This window comes from Thauera sp. (assembly GCF_034003485.1).
In the GTDB taxonomy this organism is placed as follows: domain Bacteria; phylum Pseudomonadota; class Gammaproteobacteria; order Burkholderiales; family Rhodocyclaceae; genus Thauera.
Map to the genome: position 1 here is coordinate 43,890 of NZ_JAVEYL010000023.1, position 15,520 is coordinate 59,409.

At 59.0% G+C, this 15,520-nt stretch carries 25 protein-coding genes; 8 read left to right on the top strand and 17 right to left on the bottom strand.

The genetic code is table 11. The annotated features are described in order from the left end of the window. Positions 1-9 precede the first annotated feature (9 nt). Positions 10-411: a nuclear transport factor 2 family protein gene (locus tag RBT54_RS13390; protein WP_413788454.1), complete on the top strand. Its 402-nt coding sequence runs from the start codon at positions 10-12 to the stop codon at positions 409-411. 33 nt (positions 412-444) lie between these two features. Here RBT54_RS13390 and RBT54_RS13395 read toward each other — a convergent pair whose 3' ends face one another. Continuing rightward, on the bottom strand, positions 445-888 hold the full coding sequence (locus RBT54_RS13395) for a putative toxin-antitoxin system toxin component, PIN family (protein WP_320367569.1): 444 nt from the start codon (positions 886-888) through the stop codon (positions 445-447). Then, the gene (locus RBT54_RS13400) at positions 885-1,124 is read right to left on the bottom strand and encodes a ribbon-helix-helix protein, CopG family (protein WP_320367570.1); all 240 of its coding nucleotides are present in this window, start codon (positions 1,122-1,124) and stop codon (positions 885-887) included. Before RBT54_RS13400 ends, RBT54_RS13395 begins: the two co-directional genes overlap by 4 nt. Before the next feature lie 197 nt (positions 1,125-1,321). On the opposite strand from RBT54_RS13400, the gene RBT54_RS13405 reads away from it, so the two are divergent. Beyond that, positions 1,322-1,924 carry an SCO family protein gene (locus RBT54_RS13405; protein ID WP_320367571.1) on the top strand — a complete coding sequence of 201 codons (603 nt, stop codon included), beginning with the start codon at positions 1,322-1,324 and terminating at the stop codon, positions 1,922-1,924. A gap of 6 nt (positions 1,925-1,930) precedes the next feature. Here RBT54_RS13405 and RBT54_RS13410 read toward each other — a convergent pair whose 3' ends face one another. From RBT54_RS13410 to RBT54_RS13450, 9 genes are all read right to left on the bottom strand, one after another. Further along, on the bottom strand, positions 1,931-2,263 hold the full coding sequence (locus tag RBT54_RS13410) for a DUF5615 family PIN-like protein (RefSeq protein ID WP_320367572.1): 333 nt from the start codon (positions 2,261-2,263) through the stop codon (positions 1,931-1,933). Then, positions 2,260-2,496 (bottom strand): DUF433 domain-containing protein, encoded by a 237-nt coding sequence (locus RBT54_RS13415; protein WP_320367573.1) that lies wholly within the window; start codon positions 2,494-2,496, stop codon positions 2,260-2,262. Before RBT54_RS13415 ends, RBT54_RS13410 begins: the two co-directional genes overlap by 4 nt. A 70-nt stretch (positions 2,497-2,566) precedes the next feature. Continuing rightward, entirely contained in the window at positions 2,567-3,418 is an 852-nt protein-coding gene (rpoH, locus tag RBT54_RS13420; protein ID WP_320367574.1) for an RNA polymerase sigma factor RpoH, read from the bottom strand. 85 nt (positions 3,419-3,503) lie between these two features. Then, on the bottom strand, positions 3,504-3,923 hold the full coding sequence (locus RBT54_RS13425) for a type II toxin-antitoxin system VapC family toxin (protein WP_320367575.1): 420 nt from the start codon (positions 3,921-3,923) through the stop codon (positions 3,504-3,506). Beyond that, positions 3,920-4,183: an antitoxin gene (locus RBT54_RS13430; protein ID WP_320367576.1), complete on the bottom strand. Its 264-nt coding sequence runs from the start codon at positions 4,181-4,183 to the stop codon at positions 3,920-3,922. Before RBT54_RS13430 ends, RBT54_RS13425 begins: the two co-directional genes overlap by 4 nt. A 141-nt stretch (positions 4,184-4,324) precedes the next feature. Continuing rightward, positions 4,325-4,573: a hypothetical protein gene (locus RBT54_RS13435; protein ID WP_320367577.1), complete on the bottom strand. Its 249-nt coding sequence runs from the start codon at positions 4,571-4,573 to the stop codon at positions 4,325-4,327. After that, positions 4,566-4,814, bottom strand: coding sequence for a type II toxin-antitoxin system Phd/YefM family antitoxin (locus RBT54_RS13440; RefSeq protein ID WP_320367578.1), 249 nt, complete (start codon positions 4,812-4,814; stop codon positions 4,566-4,568). The genes RBT54_RS13435 and RBT54_RS13440 overlap by 8 nt, the downstream gene beginning before the upstream one ends. Before the next feature lie 106 nt (positions 4,815-4,920). Then, complete coding sequence (locus RBT54_RS13445) at positions 4,921-5,211, bottom strand: type II toxin-antitoxin system RelE/ParE family toxin (RefSeq protein WP_320367579.1); 291 nt, start codon at positions 5,209-5,211, stop codon at positions 4,921-4,923. After that, positions 5,208-5,516 carry a type II toxin-antitoxin system Phd/YefM family antitoxin gene (locus RBT54_RS13450; RefSeq protein WP_320367580.1) on the bottom strand — a complete coding sequence of 103 codons (309 nt, stop codon included), beginning with the start codon at positions 5,514-5,516 and terminating at the stop codon, positions 5,208-5,210. Before RBT54_RS13450 ends, RBT54_RS13445 begins: the two co-directional genes overlap by 4 nt. A gap of 152 nt (positions 5,517-5,668) precedes the next feature. Between RBT54_RS13450 and RBT54_RS13455 the strand changes: the two genes are divergently transcribed. The 3 genes from RBT54_RS13455 (at position 5,669) to RBT54_RS13465 (ending at position 7,518) form a co-directional block, all read left to right on the top strand. Continuing rightward, the gene (locus RBT54_RS13455; protein WP_320367581.1) at positions 5,669-5,899 is read left to right on the top strand and encodes a type II toxin-antitoxin system Phd/YefM family antitoxin; all 231 of its coding nucleotides are present in this window, start codon (positions 5,669-5,671) and stop codon (positions 5,897-5,899) included. Further along, positions 5,896-6,297 (top strand): type II toxin-antitoxin system VapC family toxin, encoded by a 402-nt coding sequence (locus RBT54_RS13460; RefSeq protein WP_320367582.1) that lies wholly within the window; start codon positions 5,896-5,898, stop codon positions 6,295-6,297. The genes RBT54_RS13455 and RBT54_RS13460 overlap by 4 nt, the downstream gene beginning before the upstream one ends. Before the next feature lie 171 nt (positions 6,298-6,468). Next, a complete protein-coding gene (locus RBT54_RS13465; RefSeq protein WP_320367583.1) occupies positions 6,469-7,518 on the top strand; it encodes a porin in 1,050 nt (349 codons plus the stop codon). Between the two features lie 94 nt (positions 7,519-7,612). On the opposite strand, the gene RBT54_RS13470 is transcribed toward RBT54_RS13465, so the two are convergent. From RBT54_RS13470 to RBT54_RS13480, 3 genes are all read right to left on the bottom strand, one after another. Next, positions 7,613-8,917, bottom strand: a complete 1,305-nt coding sequence (locus RBT54_RS13470; protein WP_320367584.1) for a DUF4160 domain-containing protein — start codon at positions 8,915-8,917, stop codon at positions 7,613-7,615. Positions 8,918-9,031: 114 nt separating this feature from the next. After that, positions 9,032-9,466 carry a DUF6641 family protein gene (locus RBT54_RS13475; protein ID WP_320367585.1) on the bottom strand — a complete coding sequence of 145 codons (435 nt, stop codon included), beginning with the start codon at positions 9,464-9,466 and terminating at the stop codon, positions 9,032-9,034. Then, the gene (locus RBT54_RS13480; protein ID WP_320367586.1) at positions 9,420-11,126 is read right to left on the bottom strand and encodes a hypothetical protein; all 1,707 of its coding nucleotides are present in this window, start codon (positions 11,124-11,126) and stop codon (positions 9,420-9,422) included. The genes RBT54_RS13475 and RBT54_RS13480 overlap by 47 nt, the downstream gene beginning before the upstream one ends. A 480-nt stretch (positions 11,127-11,606) precedes the next feature. On the opposite strand from RBT54_RS13480, the gene RBT54_RS13485 reads away from it, so the two are divergent. Together RBT54_RS13485 and RBT54_RS13490 are read left to right on the top strand one after the other, a co-directional pair. Continuing rightward, positions 11,607-12,161, top strand: coding sequence for a tyrosine-type recombinase/integrase (locus RBT54_RS13485; RefSeq protein ID WP_287471778.1), 555 nt, complete (start codon positions 11,607-11,609; stop codon positions 12,159-12,161). 20 nt (positions 12,162-12,181) lie between these two features. After that, positions 12,182-12,580, top strand: a complete 399-nt coding sequence (locus RBT54_RS13490) for a hypothetical protein (protein ID WP_320367587.1) — start codon at positions 12,182-12,184, stop codon at positions 12,578-12,580. Positions 12,581-12,594: 14 nt separating this feature from the next. Here RBT54_RS13490 and RBT54_RS13495 read toward each other — a convergent pair whose 3' ends face one another. The 3 genes from RBT54_RS13495 to RBT54_RS13505 all read right to left on the bottom strand — a co-directional run bounded on the left by RBT54_RS13495 (position 12,595) and on the right by RBT54_RS13505 (position 14,438). After that, positions 12,595-12,855: a hypothetical protein gene (locus RBT54_RS13495; protein ID WP_287471780.1), complete on the bottom strand. Its 261-nt coding sequence runs from the start codon at positions 12,853-12,855 to the stop codon at positions 12,595-12,597. A gap of 77 nt (positions 12,856-12,932) precedes the next feature. Next, positions 12,933-13,598, bottom strand: coding sequence for an AAA family ATPase (locus tag RBT54_RS13500; RefSeq protein WP_287471781.1), 666 nt, complete (start codon positions 13,596-13,598; stop codon positions 12,933-12,935). Positions 13,599-13,628: 30 nt separating this feature from the next. After that, entirely contained in the window at positions 13,629-14,438 is an 810-nt protein-coding gene (locus RBT54_RS13505; RefSeq protein WP_287471782.1) for a hypothetical protein, read from the bottom strand. Between the two features lie 232 nt (positions 14,439-14,670). On the opposite strand from RBT54_RS13505, the gene RBT54_RS13510 reads away from it, so the two are divergent. Beyond that, positions 14,671-15,441, top strand: a complete 771-nt coding sequence (locus tag RBT54_RS13510; RefSeq protein ID WP_320367588.1) for a hypothetical protein — start codon at positions 14,671-14,673, stop codon at positions 15,439-15,441. Positions 15,442-15,520: the final 79 nt, after the last annotated feature.

The window sequence follows — 15,520 nt, forward strand, 5'->3', positions numbered from 1 at the left end:
GCACGGCGCCTGGCGCACTTCTACGAAACCCTCACGCCGGACAGTCTCGCAGCGCTCGACGCGCTCTACGCCCCCGACGCCCGCTTCAAGGACCCCTTCAACGAGGTCACTGGCACCGCCGCCATCCGCCGCATCTTCGCGCACATGTTCGCCACCACCGACGCGCCGCGCTTCCTGGTCACGGCGTGCATCGAGCAGGGCGAGCAGGCGATGCTGGGCTGGGAGTTCCACTTCGCGCTGCGCGGGCGCGCGCTGACCGTGCGCGGCGTCACGCATCTGCGCTTCGACGCCGACGGCCGGGTCGTGCTGCACCGCGATTACTGGGATGCCGCCGAGGAGCTGTACGAGAAGCTGCCAGTGGTCGGAGGCCTGATGAGGGCGCTCAAGCGCCGGCTGAGCGCGACGGGCTGAGTGGCCCGATGAACACGCGGCGGGTTGCGCACCTCAATGCGACTTTCCCGCGGCTTGCCACAGATCGATGAACTCGGTCGGTGTGATGACGGCACTGCCCGGACGGGGTCTGTCCAGCAGCAGGCGATCTCCGGTTATCAGGACCGCGCTCGTGGTGTTGGCGAGCAGCGCCCAAAGATGAGCATCGCCAGGGTCTGGAGCTTCGTGAGCCGTGTCGTCCGCGGCTTCCTGCCACATCGCGTTTGCGACGATTTCGGTCAGCAAAACGTCGATCTGTGCTTCATCGAGCCCATGCAATCGGGCCAGTTTGGGGCGCAGCAGGACGGCGCGATATTCGGCGAGCAGCGCCGGCGAGACCACGTGGATCAAGCTTCCGTCGAGCATGGCGTCGACGATCCTGGTGGTTGGACTGCCGGGCTCGGCACTGATCAGCCCGGATACGAGTACGTTGGTATCGACGATGAAAATGCGCTTCATCCCGGCCGACGTGCCTGGCGGGTTTCTTCGGTTGCCAGATCCAGTGCTTCGGCTTCGGATAGTTTAGATCTGCTGCGCGCACGCGCCACCAGATCCCGTGCGCTTTCCACCGGCTTGATGCCTCGCAGCACAAGGCTCTCTTCAATGATCTTGGTGATCGAACGGCCCTGGCGCGCGGCCGTCTCCTTCAGTGCGCGGTAGAGCGAGTCTTCGAGGGTGATCGTGAGTCGGCTCATGGTGACTTCCTGATGGTAGATGCAGTTTTGTGCGGTTAACAAATAGCACCAAAACATCATCACATCAACGTGTGCGAATTCAGGCGCAGTATCTTCTCCCGGGTCTCCTGCGACGATCCGTCGCACATCGGCTGACCCGACCCCGCAAGGCGGACTATCATCTGCCGCTGATAGAACACAACATACAGGCACGCCTCATGCTTTCACGCCGTCACGCTGTCTCCCGCCTCATTGCCGTGCCGCTGCTCGCTCTCGGCCTGCTCGGCGGCTGCACGCCTTCCGAGCCGGTGTTCAAGAGCACCGACATCACCGGCGCCGACTACGGCAAGAACTTCGCCCTCACCGACCACCACGGCCAGCCGCGCACGCTGGCCGACTTCAAGGGCAAGGTCGTCACCATCTTCTTCGGCTACACCCAGTGCCCCGACGTCTGCCCCACCGCGCTGTCGGGCATGAGCACGGTGATGGAGGAACTCGGCCCGGACGCGGACCGCGTGCAGGTGATCTTCGTCACCGTCGACCCCGAGCGCGACACGCAGGAGCTGCTGGCCGAATACGTGCCGGTGTTCGACAAGCGCTTCCTCGGCATGTACGGCACGTTGGACAAGATCGCCGAGATCGCCAAGGATTTTCGTGTGTTTTACCGCAAGAGCGGCGACCTGCAAGGCCACTACACCATCGACCACACGGCCGGCACCTACGTCTTCGGGCCGGACGGGCGGCTGCGGCTGTACATGCGGCACGCCGAAGACCCGATGGTGGTCGCGGCGGACATCAAGGCATTGCTGGCGGGGAAGTGAGGCAAGTCACCGAATTTCGACGATGCGCTCGCCGCTTTCGAGCGCCGCTTGCAGAAGCGGCAGTACCGATTCGAAAGCACTCATCAAGGCCTGCTTGCGGCAGTTCCCGAGGCGAACCCATACGACTTGAGGTGGAATGCGCTCCAGTCGATCTGAAGGGAGGCGAAAATCATCGTCTTTCGTGACGACGACGAGCCCCTCCTCCTTCGCTCGATACCAGATCTCTGCATCGGGAGCTTTGTCCAGCCCAAGATCGGAGACATGGCGAGCATCCAGCCCTTTGCCGGAAAGCCAGCGCGCAAGCGCAATGGGTAGTTGCGCGTCGACGAGGAACTTCACGCAGCGATCAGAACCGGGTGGTCAGCCTGTCGGGCGGCGTATTCAAGCACCGCGCGGATGTCCGCTTCCTCCAGCACGGGATAGTCTTCGAGGATCTCAGCCGGACTCGCGCCCGCACTCAGTAGGCTCAACACGTCGGAAACACGGATGCGAAAACCGCGGATGCACGGGCGTCCTCCGCATTGGTCGGGGGAGATCGTGATGCGTTTGATCAGGTCGAGTCCAGCTACCATGTCGCCCTCCCGTTGATACTGCTCAGTTGGTGTGGGCAGTATAGCTGCGCAAGATTCCGGTTGCGGAAGCTCACGCCACTCCCGCCAGCATCCCCCGCATCTTCTGCATCGCCTTCACCTCGATCTGGCGGATGCGCTCGGCCGACACGCCGTATTCGGCGGCCAGCTCGTGCAGCGTGGCGCTGTCGCCCTCGGTGAGCCAGCGCCGCTGCACGATGGTGCGGCTACGGTCGTCCAGGCTGGCGAGCGCGGTCTTCAGGCCGGTGTCCTGCAGTTGCGCTTGTTGCGTCTGCGCCAGCACTTCGGACGGCTCGGCGTGCGGGTCGGGCAGGTAGGCGATGGGGGCGAAGCGATCGTCGTCGTCGTCGCTGCCGGCGTCGAGCGGGATGTCGCGGCCGGTGAGGCGCGTTTCCATCTCCACCACTTCCTCGGGCTTTACGCCGAGCTGGGTGGCGATCGACTGCACCTCGGCGGGCTGCAGCGTGGTGCTGTCCTTCTTCATGCCGCGCAGGTTGAAGAACAGCTTGCGCTGCGCCTTGGTGGTGGCGATCTTCACCAGGCGCCAGTTCTTGATGATGTATTCGTGGATCTCGGCCTTGATCCAGTGGATCGCGAACGACACCAGGCGCACGCCCCGCGTCGGGTCGAAGCGCTTGACCGCCTTCATCAGGCCGATGTTGCCTTCCTGGATCAGGTCGGCATGGGGCAGGCCGTAGCCGAGGTAGCCGCGCGCGATCGCCACCACGACGCGCAGGTGCGACATCACCAGTTGCCGTGCCGCATCCACATCGCCGTCGTCGCGCAGCCGCGTCGCCAGATCCACCTCCTGCTGCTCGCTGAGCATGGGCATGCGATTCACGCTCTGGATGTACTGATCCAGACTGCCAGTGGCGGGAATGGGAAACGTCAGGGCGTAAGACATGGGCTTGGATCCTCCTTGCGCTGCCATTTTAGCACTCGGGGCGTGAGAGTGCTAAGGGGCGGCGGGAGTTCCAGGGTGGCCTTTTTCAGTCTTTTTCGGCGGACACCCAGTCCTCGACGCGCAAACCCGAAATGCGCCTGAACTCGCGCGTATTGTGGGTGACCAGGGTGGCGTTTTCGGCCAGTGCGTGACAGGCGATCCACAGGTCGTTCCCCCCGATCGGTGTGCCTGCCTCCTTCAGGCGGGTGGCCTGTTCCGCGTAATGCCGGCAGATGGCGGGGTCGACGGGATAGCGCACCGGTACCTGGCGTGCCAGGGCGTTCAGCCGCCGCAGTACCTCCGCCTTGCGAGTGCTGCGCTCGGCGCCCTTCAGCAACTCGGCCCAGGTCACGAAAGACATGCACAGTGTGTCACTTTCGGGGAGTGCGTCGATGCGCTGCGCGATGCCGGGCGGCTGGTTCTTGATCAGGTAGATCAGGATATTGGTGTCGAGCAGGTAGATCACAGCGCCTCGCGCTCCTGCACCGGCAGCGGCGCTTCCTGTTCGGCCTCGAGCGCGGCGACGAAGTCGTCGTCCACTTCGCCAAGCGCTTTAAGGGCCTGCATCAGCGCGGTGCCACGCTGTACGCGCAAGGGGTGGATCACCAAGTCGCCCGCGTCGTTGCGCGTGATGCTGACGCGGTCGGTGTCGAGACGGAACTCTGCCGGGATACGGACCGCCTGGCTGTTGCCGTTGTTGAAGACGCGGCTGGGCAGTGTTTCCATGGCATCATCTCCTGTAAATACGCTAGCGTGTGTATTTTAGTGCTCGCGTAGCAATAGGGCAAATATCCACTGTTTGTTTCGCGTGGGCGGGCTGCGCCTCGAACCCGTAAGCTGACCTGCCTTCTGCGCTGCGCTCTTCATTCAACGCACGATGAACGCTGCTGGCGTCAGGATTGGAATGCCGTGCCATGGGTTCAGCACAAGCAGATCCTTGTCCCCGCTGATGATCGCCGCCGCTTCGCCTGCGAGCTCGGCCAGGGTGTCTTCCGAGCCAAGCAGGCTGCCGCGGGCGAGCGCGAGATCGACCGCCTGGGCGGCGGTGCTGCGCGGCGCCAGCAGGCGGCTGACGAGAACGTTTGTGTCGACGACGAAGCGCAAGAACTCAGTCATCGGCGAGCAATTCGGCGAGCTTGTCCTCGGTCAGGCCCGCTGCGGCGGCTTTCTCGCCGACTGCGTCGCAAAAGCGCTGAAATTCGGCGACGTTGAGTCGTGTGAGGCGCTCGTACTCCTTCATCGACAGAACGACCGCGACATCGCGCTTCTGGCGGCGGATCACGACGGGTTCGTGCGTGGCCAGGTCGAGCACGCGGGCCAGTCCCTGTTTTGCCTCGGTGGCGGAGACGGTGCGCATGGTGGTCACTCCTTACCGTTCAGGCGAACTTGGATTGTATGTTTTGTACGAAATGTACACAGTTGGCGAGCTGCGGGCGTGCTGCCGGCGGGCTTGGGCAAGCACGTCAGAGGCGCGCAGGAAATTCCCGTGCGGTGTGAACGACGTTGAGCACGATCACCGAGTCATCCGTCACTTTCACGAAGGCAATGTAGGGCAGTCGGCGAACGACGAGTTCGCGTGCGCCCGGGACGCGCGCACTTGCCCGGATACGGTCCGGGAAGACGCGCAAGGCTTCGACTTCGGCAACGATGCGCGACTGGACGGACGCTGCAGTCAATGGTCCTGCTTCAGCGTAGTAATAGGCGAGAATCTCCTCGAGGTCGTCCAGCGCCTCGTCGGTCCAGAGGATATTCATGCACGACGATTCCGCGCCGCCAAACGCTCGCGCAGCAGGGCCATGGCTTCGTCATGCGCATGTAGTTTGGTCTGGCCAGCGTCCAGGCGTTCGAGCGTGGCCGTGAGCTTCTCGAAGAGCCAGCCGTCGTAACCGGGTGTCTTGTCGAGCAGGAATTCGGGCAACAGCGTGTCTGCTGCGTCCTCGATCGACACCATGATGCCGACAGGGCGATCGTTCTTGGTGATGACGACCGGCTCCCGGCGCGATGCATCGAGGAATTCGCCGAACCGGTTCTTTGCTTCGCGTGCGGTCATGACTTTCATGATCAGTGTCCTGAGTAGTGTCGAGATAGGTCCATAGTAGCTACTTTAGGCGGCGCGGCAAGCGTCTGTGTCTGCGGGGGTCGATTGCGCTTGATCGCAAATGCAACCATGGTCATGATCATGGTCATGTCGATTGACCAAGGAACGCAACCATGCAAACCATTCAAGCTTCCGAATTCAAGGCCCGCTGCCTCGCCCTGATGGACCAGGTGGCGGCCTCCGGCGAGATCCTCGTCATCACCAAGAACGGCAAGCCCGTCGCCGAACTGCATCCTTATCAGGGCGCGCGCGCATCGTCGCCTTTCGGCCTGCATCCGGGCGTGCGCATCCTGGGCGATATCGTGTCGCCGGTCGCGGACGAGGACTGGGAGGCCTTGTCGTGATCGTCCTCGATACACACGCGCTCATCTGGATGGATGCCGACGATGCCGCGCTCGGTCCTCAGGCGCGCGCGCGCATCGAGCAGGCATGGCGCGGGGGTGAAGTTGCGGTCAGCGCGATCAGCTTCTGGGAATGCGCCATGCTTGTGGATAAGGGGCGCATTGCCCTGCCGCTTGCTGTAGACGGCTGGCGGGCAGGCCTGCTGAGTGCAGGACTGGTCGAGATTCCGCTCGACGGCCGCATCGCGCTCGCGGCTGCGGGGCTCGCCGACCTGCATCGTGACCCGGCAGACCGCTTCATCGCCGCATCCGCGGGGGCACGCAACGCGACGCTGGTGACGGCGGACGAGAAGCTGCTGGCATGGAACTCGGCCCTGCTGCGGCTCGATGCACGGCGCTGAGCGGCGTTCTGTTGCACGTCCGCAACAACAAAGGCTGGAATGTCGCGTTTTAGTGCTTCCAGGCTTGCAAGGTGGGCGGCAGGTTTGCAGAATCGCTCCAACTTCTCGCCAGAGAGGTGAGTAGGGCCAAGGCAAGTGCCTGGTCTCAACTTCAAATTTGAGGAGAAACACATGCAAAAGAAACTGATCGCGCTGGCTGTTGCTGGCCTCGTTTCGGCCCCGGCCTTCGCTCAGTCGAACGTGACCATCTACGGTGTGGCTGACGCCTACATGGCGTTTGGTGACCACGGTGACAACGACATGGGCGCCATCAACAGCGGCGGCCTGTCGGGTTCGCGTCTCGGTTTCCGCGGCGTCGAAGATCTGGGCAACGGCCTCAAGGCTGTGTTCACCTTCGAACAGGGCTACAACGTCGATGACGGCACGGGCCTGGGTGGCAACTCGCGTCAGTCGTTCGTTGGCCTCTCGGGTGGTTTCGGTACCGTTAGCCTGGGTCGTCAGTACGCTCCTGGTTACGACTTCATTGCTGACTCTTTCGGTAGCTCGCCGATCCTGTCGCCGCAAGCGATCCTTTCGGGCGCCGTGGGTTCGACGATCGATGCCAGCTCTGACGCTCGTTGGAACAACTCCGTCGCCTACAACGGCGCTTTCTCGGGCCTGAAAGTTCGCGCCATCTACTCGATGGACGCTGATGTTAGCGGTCGTTCTGCGACCGAAGTTGGTACCGATCCGTATGATGACGACGCGCTGGGCCTGGGCCTCGATTATTCGAACGGCCCGCTGCGTGTCGCCGCTGTTTACCAGTACCTGAAGGATGGTGTTGGCAGCGCAACTTCGGACGATCAGACGGAATGGTCGGTTGGTGGTAGCTACAACTTTGGTATCCTGACTCTGGCCGCCAACTACCAAGACTATGAGGCTGTTGGTAACCTCAGCGGTAACGACGGTGACATTTGGCAGGTTGGCGTGGTGGTGCCGGTTGGCGCTGCTGGCAACGTCCATCTGGGCTACGGTGAACTCGACGCGGATCTTGCCGATGCCAAGGCTAAGTCCTACTCGATCGCTTACACGCACGCTCTGTCGAAGCGCACGACCGCTTACGCTGGCTACAACCGCACTGACAACGATACTGGCCTGAACATCGGTGTTGTCCCCGCGCCGGCTGGCGTGACCGGCGAAGAAGCTGACGTCTTCGCTGTTGGCGTTCGCCACACCTTCTAATCTGTTCTCAAGACAGGTTTGAAAGTAAAAACGGGCCTTCGGGCCCGTTTTTTCGTTCACGCTCACCACATCAACCGTCGCGTTACACGACGCTTTAGCGCAGTGGATCGAGCTTGAAAAACTCGCCCGACAGCCTGCCTGCGTGCCAGTTCGCCATCAGTTCTTCCTTGTGTAGTTCGATCCACGCATTCACCAGCATCTGCTTGTTGCGCGGCAGCTCGCCGAAGATGGGCTTGTTGGCGGCAATGTCGAAACCCGCTTCCAGTCCCTCATACATCGCGAGCAGAAACGGCGCGGTGGGCTTCTTGGTCTTGGGCATTGGCAGCGCAACGATGATGCCGTGGTAAGCGGAGATCATCCGCAGGTCAGTCACACAGGGGCGCTGAGAGGGTGGCCGCGTGTACAAGTGCGCGATGTCGAGTCCCGAGAACGCCAACCTGCTGACCGCTTCGAACAGTGGTTCCAATGGATACTGCTCGTTGCCATAACGACGACTGGCACGCTGCTGCGTGTGACCTGACAGTGCGTCGTGCACTTCCTCCTCGATGCCCACCGCGCGACACGCATCCTTGAAGGTGTGGCGGAACGAGTGGAACACCTTGCGACTGTCGGTGATGCCCACTTTGCTGCGCAGGTAGATCGAGAACCACGTGCTGAAGTAGCCGCCGAGCTTGCCGCGACCGTTGGCACGTAGTTCGGGGAACAGCAGACCAGGTCGCCGCGCACGTGCCACGTAGTCGAGAAAGCCACAGTCGAGCAGTTGGGGATGTAGTGGGATGCGACGACGGGACGCGGCGTTTTTCAACTGTGCGTGTGCTGCGTCGTCGGTGATGCTGAGGTAGTGACCCAGCGTGTCGTCGTGCCGCACATCGGCCACCATCAACTGTGCCAACTCTTCCACCCGCGCACCCGTAAAAAGCGCCAGCAGCGGCAACCAGTAAGCCGCTTCACGACCGCCGCCTTTGGGAAACTTGCGCTGGGTATAAACCTCGCTTTGAAACAGGCGGTTCAACTCGTCGGCAGTAAAGGCCACGCGTGCTTTCTGCTGCGGCGTGGCGATGGCCCGCACATCGGCTGCTGGATTGTGGGCCGTATGCTGGTAGTCGATGGCGGTGCGGAAGAAGCCTTTGAGAATGCCGATTTTGTGGTTTGCGGTGACGGCGCTTTGTCCTGCTGCCAGCAAGTGATCACGAAAGGCCAGCACATCACGGCGCTCGATCTCGGCAAGTGGCTTGTGCTCCACGAACACGGCGAACGAGTCGAACACCTTGCGATACTCGACAATGGTTGTCGCTCGTCGCTTGGTTGATGTGCGCTGCCACTGCTCGAACAACTCGTCGTAAGCGGCCGTGGCTGGCGCTGCTGTCGTGCTCGATGTGGATGTGCTTGTGCGTGTCATCGCTGTCGGTGAGCGTCGTGAAACGCGACGCTACGAGAAAGTGTGTGTGACCGTCCCATTACGCGACGCTTGAGAGATTGAATGCGTGAGCGTCGCGTAAAGAGACGCTTGCGATCACTTCGGCTTGCGCACGATGCTGGCTGTGACGCTCTCGATGGCGCTGTCCAGTTCGCCCGCTTCGGCAGCCTGCTTGATCGTGGTAAGCGTCGGCACAATCTCAGCCGTGCTTTCCAGCTCGACCGCGTTCGTGTTCTTGCTGAGCGGCAGCACCTTGTTGCCATAGCGGATCGCAAGTTGAACCTTGCCGTTTGCTTCCCACCACCACGCCTTCACTTTCTTTTGCGCTTCGACGGTGACGCGCTCGCCCGTCTCTTCGTTGCGCACCTTGCGCTTGCTCTTGAGTTCGAAGCTCGCGCCTTCGTACACCGAGCGTGCCCACTCAATCTGCTCGGTAAGCTGCTTGATGAGTTTTGCGCGTCGTTGCTGTTGCGGGGAAAGCTCGTTAGGACGCTTGGCGGAAACAAGCTTGAGGGTGTTCAGCAGTGCCATTTTCGACGCTCCATGTGTGTATGTTGTATGGATAGTTTATGGTCGATGCTGGCGTCGGACGACCGAAATTTGTCGCTGGCTGCTCCACCGAGAACTGCGCTTGTAGTGCTGCCTTCTCGATTGCGCATTGAGTTGCGAACTGCTCCTCTTCACGGATGTGCCGATGGTGTGCTTGCTCTTGGCGCGCTACCTCGGCAGAGTCGCTGAGGTATGGCTTCAGTTCTTTACCTTCCAGATGCCAGTAAGGAATGCCCGTCTGCTCTCTCATTTCAAGTTCGATGGTCGCTTTTAGCTCAGCGCCCAGTTTTCGATCCAAAATCACTGCGTCGTGTATCGAGGCGACGACCTGGCGCCCCTTGCTGGTTACGATTTTCTTCACGGCATCCATCGCCCACGTTTCGAAATGCTGATAGAGAAATGCGATAACGAGTGGTTTGCTTATGCGTCCGCTCTCCGTTCTCAATCGTGGGCTATCGAGTAAGGTCGGTATTTCTTTTAATGCGTAGGCATAGATCAACTCATCCATCACCTTCTGTTCCTGAATGAAGCCGCGGATGGGTGCGCAAGTCAGAAAGCGACGGCGGTGGATCGGGTTTTTGATGATGTCGACTAATGCGGGGTTGTGCCAACTTCCATTCTTTAACCAGCCGCTTCGCTGCTCGCGTGCGCCAAAACTGATTGCCGTGATCGCTTGTTTGACGATGCGTTTCTGTAGATCCTCGTTGACGTTATCGTCCTTCTTGAATGTTAGTAAGCATATCTCCTTGACGATCGCAGGTTTGTCATCGATGAAGTAAATGCTGTTCTTAAATAGCGCGTCGGGTCTCGCACTTGGGTCAAGGGTTCGCGCTAAATCGCTTCCCATACCGACCTTCCAAGATATGACGGCCGATCGTATGTCGTATTCCCAGCAGCCGCCATACATCGCTCGCCGTAGTTGCTTGCGAACAGACTGCGCACTGATGCCTTCGTAGTAGGTGCGGCCAAAAGCGCTTGGCTTGCGTCGTTGAAGATAAATGCCGCCCAGCTCGGTCGCGATGTTCAGAATGTGCGCAGCTTGGGTGAGGTCGGTGAGCCGCTTGTCCTCGGTTAAATGCTTGGGCTTTGTCTTGAGCCAATCGATGTAAGCCTGTAGTGACTTTGTGTTGACGGGTGTGGGGTCGAAGATTTCGAATAGCTCAGCTAGGCTGTTGATGGTCGCTGCTTCTGGATAGGTGCGGTCGATGAGGCTGCGTCCAGTTTGACTGCTGTCACTGCCGCTCAACAGTTGAGCAGTTGCGCTATTGGTGCTTCCGAACTGCGCGATGTTGTCGAAGGTGATTGTGACTAAGGGCGAGAGCTTTACTTGCGAGAGTTTGTGGGTGAGGTTATTGCCTCGTTCGACGGCAATGACCAACGACAGCTTGTTCTGTTCAAGCCACTTATGTAGTCGTATCTTGTCGCGTCCGAGCTGTCCGCCTTTATTGCTCAGCGTGTGTAGCGATAGGCTGTATAGGTTGAGTTTGCTTTGCGCGGGTGTGCGCCCGTTGACGACAGACCTGGTAATCAAGTCTTCGAGGGTGGTGACGTATTTCTTGAGTGCGCGCGCGACGTTTGACGTTGGGAATGCCTCGGTGAGTGCGCGCGATACTTTCTCATCTACTTGTATATTGATCGACATAAATCCTCCTTTCTCATATTTATGCGCTGAAAAAGTAGGTGTGTGACTTTTTAAAAGTCACACGCTTATAGTAATAAGTTGTCTCTCTTTATTGATGAATGATGATGGGTGTGATGGGTGCGAAGCAAGCGCATTCCTCCTTTCTTTCTTTTTTGGGTTGCGCTTTGTTTGTTTTGTTTTGCTTTTCTGCGCAGCGCAGGCGTAGACGCGTTAAAAAGCGCTGTGGCGCGTTTTTTGGGTGTCGGGAATGTGTGGGTAGCTGGGCGGCGCGCTTGCCGCTTAAAACGCGTTTAAACGCGTCGGTGTGTCGCGCACTAAAAACCAAAGAGAATAGTGAAAAGCTTTGATTCTGCGCTAAGTCTTTGAAAGTTAATAACCCGCTGCTGCGCAATGCGCGGTTGTCCTCATAGAACCAAAGAAAACATAATAAATGCGCTTGAATTATTTGATTCTGGAGGGCGTATGGGACAAGCGAGAGTGATGACGGCAGCAGAGGTGCGGCGGGTGCTGGACTACGTGGCAACGAGGCCGCACGCAGCACGCAACAGGGCGTTGGTGCTGATGTCACATTGGGCGGGGCTGCGCGCGAAGGAGATCGCCGCGCTGCGCTGCTGCGATGTGGTCGATGGAGCGGGGCGGGTGAAGGAAGAAGTGCTGCTGTCGGTCGAGCAGACCAAGGGCAAGCGTGGGCGCGTGGTGTACTTGGGGACCAAGATTCGCAAGGAACTCGCCACCTACCTGCGCGCCTGTCCGCCGCGCAGTGACGCATCGCCACTCTTTCCGACGCAGAAAGCACCGACGCGCGGCTTCTCGGCGAACACGATGGCGCAGTTCTTCCACAAGCTCTACAAGGAAGCGGGCATCGAGGGTGCCAGCTCACACAGCGGTCGGCGCAGCTACTTGACGACCCTTGCCGACAAAGGCACAAGCATCCATATTCTCAAGACGCTGGCAGGGCATCAGAGCATCAGCACCACTGCGGTGTACTTGTTCAGCAGCCCATCGCAACTGAAGGCAGCAGCCGATTTGGTCTAAACGGGATACAGGAGAGGAGTGTGCGGGACTTCGAGAAGGCGTTGTGCGAGTGGGCGCAGGAGTATGACGAATACGAGGAGTGCCCCGACGCGATCAGCATCGTGTTCGACGGCTATAGCGAATCAGACGAAGAGGAAGGCTTAGAGGAAGCGCTACGGAAGCGATGCTACGCCGTCTTCGTTCACAAACAGTCGGCAACCGAACGCTTTGTATTCCCAGAACATGACACGATACATAGGTGGATCTTACATAGGCCTGACGTGGAGGCGTGCTTTTATGTCTGGCTTCGCGCAGACGGCCAGGTAGAGTTTATTACGCAACTTGATAATGCTGCGGATGAAACGTGGGCGCGGGAGGTGATTATGGCGCTGTGGCGGAAAGAGCGTGGCGAGGATGAAGAAGACAGTAGCGTCGTTTAACGCGACGCTGTCACTCAAAGCTTGGGCGGGAGTTTCTTGGTGATTTCGAGGTTTCGTAGTTGTCGCAGTAGCTGGTCTTTCTGCTGCTGCTCGGCGTCACGCTTGAGTCTGCCGTAAGCCATCAGTCCCATCACCAGTTCGGCTTTTGTTGGTTTCTTGCGTTTTTCGCTCTGTGCGCTTTGCTGGATGACAGATTGTATGCGCGACAAGCTCTGTGCGGAGTCAGTGGCGACTGAAGGTGGGTTGGCTGGCTGAACGATTTCGTTGATTTTCATGGTGTGCTCTCTGCTGTATTTATAGGCGTGGAGATAATAAAAAAGGGTTTGCGCCGTAGAAAGCGCAAACCCTCTTTTCATAGCACTGTTAGTTGTAGTCGTTTAGGAGGAATCGGTGTTTTTCGAGTGGCTATTAGATCGTCAAGTTGGTTGAGGTAGCCGCGAAGGTCACCAGTTTTGACGACAGAGAGTTGTTTAACGAGCTCCGCTTGTGTAATCGCGATGTTCTCGTTGGCAAGTATTGAGGTCGCGCGAGGCAAGAATGAGTGAACGGAAATGGCTGGAAACTCGACACAGCGGCAGCGGGAGCGGATGCTTTGATGGATGGCCATTTGATTGTTGGTTGTGGCGAAGAGTGTGATGCGATCAGCGAACGAATCCAGCGCCGTCCAGAGCTTTACGAGGTTTTTGGTGGCGTTATCGAACTCGTGTAGCACGAGGTAATAGCGCGCGTTCTCGTCCCCTAATTTAGTTAACTGGCATTGACGTTGTAGGTAGTCTTTCAAGTCTTTTTGGTCGAGAAGCTCAGAATAGTCCTTTTCTTCGACTATGGCGGACTCACCGCTGATCGCGTAGGGCAGTAGATCAGCAACGGTCGTTTTTCCAGTTCCGTTTGGCCCATAAAAGATGATGTTTTGGATGAGGTCGCCTCGGGCGACGGTGTTGATAAACTCGCGAACACTTTCGTTCGGGTAAATCACATCGGCAAGCGTGGTGGGCTTGTATTTGATTTGGCAGTTCATGATCGTCTCCGTGTATAAGTGAGGTTGTTATTAAGCGGCGAGGCGCTCAACGGTAGGTTTTTTGGCGTAAGCGGACAGTTCCGCGTTGTCGCGGTTTTGCGCGTGGGCAGTTTCGAGATTTTGTTTTGCGATTCGAGTCAGCAGTTGGTTATAGATGATGTCATCGACGTCGAGCAGCGCAGCGACCACATCGACAGTGCCATCGAGTTTGGGTCGAGCAAGAAAGATAGCGTGATTTTTTGTGGCACCCGCAAACTCGAACGTGGCAAGAGGTTTTGCCGTATTCGTTTCAATGTCAGCGAGAGTCGCGTTTTTTGAGTTGGCGAGATCAGCGGCCTTTTTGATGGCGTCCTCGCTCTTTTTGATTTGGCGACGAACTTCTTCAATGCCGCCGTTATCGCGCAGCCAGTTCGCGAGCCCGTCATAGGTCACGCCGTGCGACTTTGCGGCAGTGAGAACGGACACATAACGATTGGCGCGCTTGCGGTCGGAGTTGAAGACGTAGCGGATGAACATGGTGAGCATGGTTGTGTTGCTTTGAACTTTGATGCCGCGTTCGTTGAGCGCCGCGGTGAGGTCGAGGCGGAGTTTTTTGCGCTCAGCGTCTTTTGCGTTGATGAAGTTTTCGTCGTAGAGCTTCAGGCAGTCAGCCAGCAGTCCGTAAAGGATGTCGGTCGCGGTTTTGTATTCGTTGTCAGTCCATGCCGCGCAACGCGTATGGATAGCGTCGAGAGACGCGACGGTGGTGTTGGCGAACAAGTCGGCGTGAGCGTTGGTGGTTGCGCGGGCGATGGACGTGCGAACAGTGGCGTTGAGGCGGGAAGTGGAAGTCTTAGTCATTTGGATTACCTCGTTAGGTTGTCGACGTAGCGGGTTGGAAGGAGATGCCGTGTGTGCTGCGTCGATGGGTGTAGTATCCGCTGTTAGCTGTTTGGGTAATACAAACCACAAAAACGTCGATCGAACTGGTTAACATCTTTGTATGGCTACGAAGCGGCCGCGCCAGGCGTGGCATCTCTCAGGCACCGACTTCACGCAGCCAAGGCTCTACGCGCGGCAGGACTGGCGCTTCTTGCTCTTCTTTCAGTTCCTGCGTATCAGCCCGAGCTATGCGCTGGCGCTCGACTGTGAGCGCGAGCAGGAACTCGCGGAGCGTCTGGGCAGCGCGGAACGAGCGCGCAAGGTGTGGCGCACGCGGTGTGATATGGGGGATGTGTTCACCGTCCTGTTCAAGGACTGGTGGCAGGCACGCGGGCTCTCGCTTTTCGGCATACACACGGCCAAGCCCCGAGTAGTGGGCATCCGTCGCTTGCGGCCAAATGAAGACGCCGATGAGCGGCGTAAGCGTGTAGGTGCTGCTTATCGCCGCTTTGTCGAGGGGCGGTATAGAGAGCAGGGAAACCCCGACTCAGTGCTGATCTCGGTTCCGTTAGGAATGAAGCCTGCGTTGATGGTGCGACAGTTGAAACAACTGCTGGCGGAGGTCCAGGCTGAGCATCCGCCCGAACTACCAGTAGCGGCATACGCCCTTGAGGAAAACAAGTTGCGCGAGGCGAGGCTCCTTGCGTGCTTGCGCCTGATCTACAAGCGCAGCGCGCGGCCCGACGAGGAACTATGGCGCGCTGCGGCACGGGCCAAGATCAGCGAAACGCATGTCGTCGATCCGCTGGCGAAGAAGAAGGACGCCAAGAGTGCCGAGGCACGACGTATGCTGACGATCATGGCAAGTCGCCTGTCGCGTGACGCACTCATGATTGCCGAGAACGCTGCGGCGGGTAAATTTCCATCGATGGAAGGTAAGCGCTCCACGAACCCCATCCTTCCGGGGCTCGCTACGCTGTGATCAACTGCTCAGCCTTGAGACTCCAGGGCAGGAGGGCCTCGAAGTGTTCGACGGTGGTCGCGGTAGGCAAGGCGCGCAG

Excerpts from the sequence above, each read along its gene's own strand:
- RBT54_RS13395 (WP_320367569.1), bottom strand. The coding sequence starts at position 888 with ATGAAGCGCATTTTCATCGTCGATACCAACGTACTCGTATCCGGGCTG.
- RBT54_RS13400 (WP_320367570.1), bottom strand. The coding sequence starts at position 1,124 with ATGAGCCGACTCACGATCACCCTCGAAGACTCGCTCTACCGCGCACTG.
- RBT54_RS13405 (WP_320367571.1), top strand. The coding sequence starts at position 1,322 with ATGCTTTCACGCCGTCACGCTGTCTCCCGCCTCATTGCCGTGCCGCTG.
- RBT54_RS13415 (WP_320367573.1), bottom strand. The coding sequence starts at position 2,496 with ATGGTAGCTGGACTCGACCTGATCAAACGCATCACGATCTCCCCCGAC.
- rpoH (WP_320367574.1), bottom strand. The coding sequence starts at position 3,418 with ATGTCTTACGCCCTGACGTTTCCCATTCCCGCCACTGGCAGTCTGGAT.
- RBT54_RS13430 (WP_320367576.1), bottom strand. The coding sequence starts at position 4,183 with ATGGAAACACTGCCCAGCCGCGTCTTCAACAACGGCAACAGCCAGGCG.
- RBT54_RS13435 (WP_320367577.1), bottom strand. The coding sequence starts at position 4,573 with ATGACTGAGTTCTTGCGCTTCGTCGTCGACACAAACGTTCTCGTCAGC.
- RBT54_RS13440 (WP_320367578.1), bottom strand. The coding sequence starts at position 4,814 with ATGCGCACCGTCTCCGCCACCGAGGCAAAACAGGGACTGGCCCGCGTG.
- RBT54_RS13445 (WP_320367579.1), bottom strand. The coding sequence starts at position 5,211 with ATGAATATCCTCTGGACCGACGAGGCGCTGGACGACCTCGAGGAGATT.
- RBT54_RS13450 (WP_320367580.1), bottom strand. The coding sequence starts at position 5,516 with ATGAAAGTCATGACCGCACGCGAAGCAAAGAACCGGTTCGGCGAATTC.
- RBT54_RS13455 (WP_320367581.1), top strand. The coding sequence starts at position 5,669 with ATGCAAACCATTCAAGCTTCCGAATTCAAGGCCCGCTGCCTCGCCCTG.
- RBT54_RS13465 (WP_320367583.1), top strand. The coding sequence starts at position 6,469 with ATGCAAAAGAAACTGATCGCGCTGGCTGTTGCTGGCCTCGTTTCGGCC.
- RBT54_RS13470 (WP_320367584.1), bottom strand. The coding sequence starts at position 8,917 with ATGACACGCACAAGCACATCCACATCGAGCACGACAGCAGCGCCAGCC.
- RBT54_RS13475 (WP_320367585.1), bottom strand. The coding sequence starts at position 9,466 with ATGGCACTGCTGAACACCCTCAAGCTTGTTTCCGCCAAGCGTCCTAAC.
- RBT54_RS13480 (WP_320367586.1), bottom strand. The coding sequence starts at position 11,126 with ATGTCGATCAATATACAAGTAGATGAGAAAGTATCGCGCGCACTCACC.
- RBT54_RS13485 (WP_287471778.1), top strand. The coding sequence starts at position 11,607 with ATGACGGCAGCAGAGGTGCGGCGGGTGCTGGACTACGTGGCAACGAGG.
- RBT54_RS13495 (WP_287471780.1), bottom strand. The coding sequence starts at position 12,855 with ATGAAAATCAACGAAATCGTTCAGCCAGCCAACCCACCTTCAGTCGCC.
- RBT54_RS13500 (WP_287471781.1), bottom strand. The coding sequence starts at position 13,598 with ATGAACTGCCAAATCAAATACAAGCCCACCACGCTTGCCGATGTGATT.
- RBT54_RS13505 (WP_287471782.1), bottom strand. The coding sequence starts at position 14,438 with ATGACTAAGACTTCCACTTCCCGCCTCAACGCCACTGTTCGCACGTCC.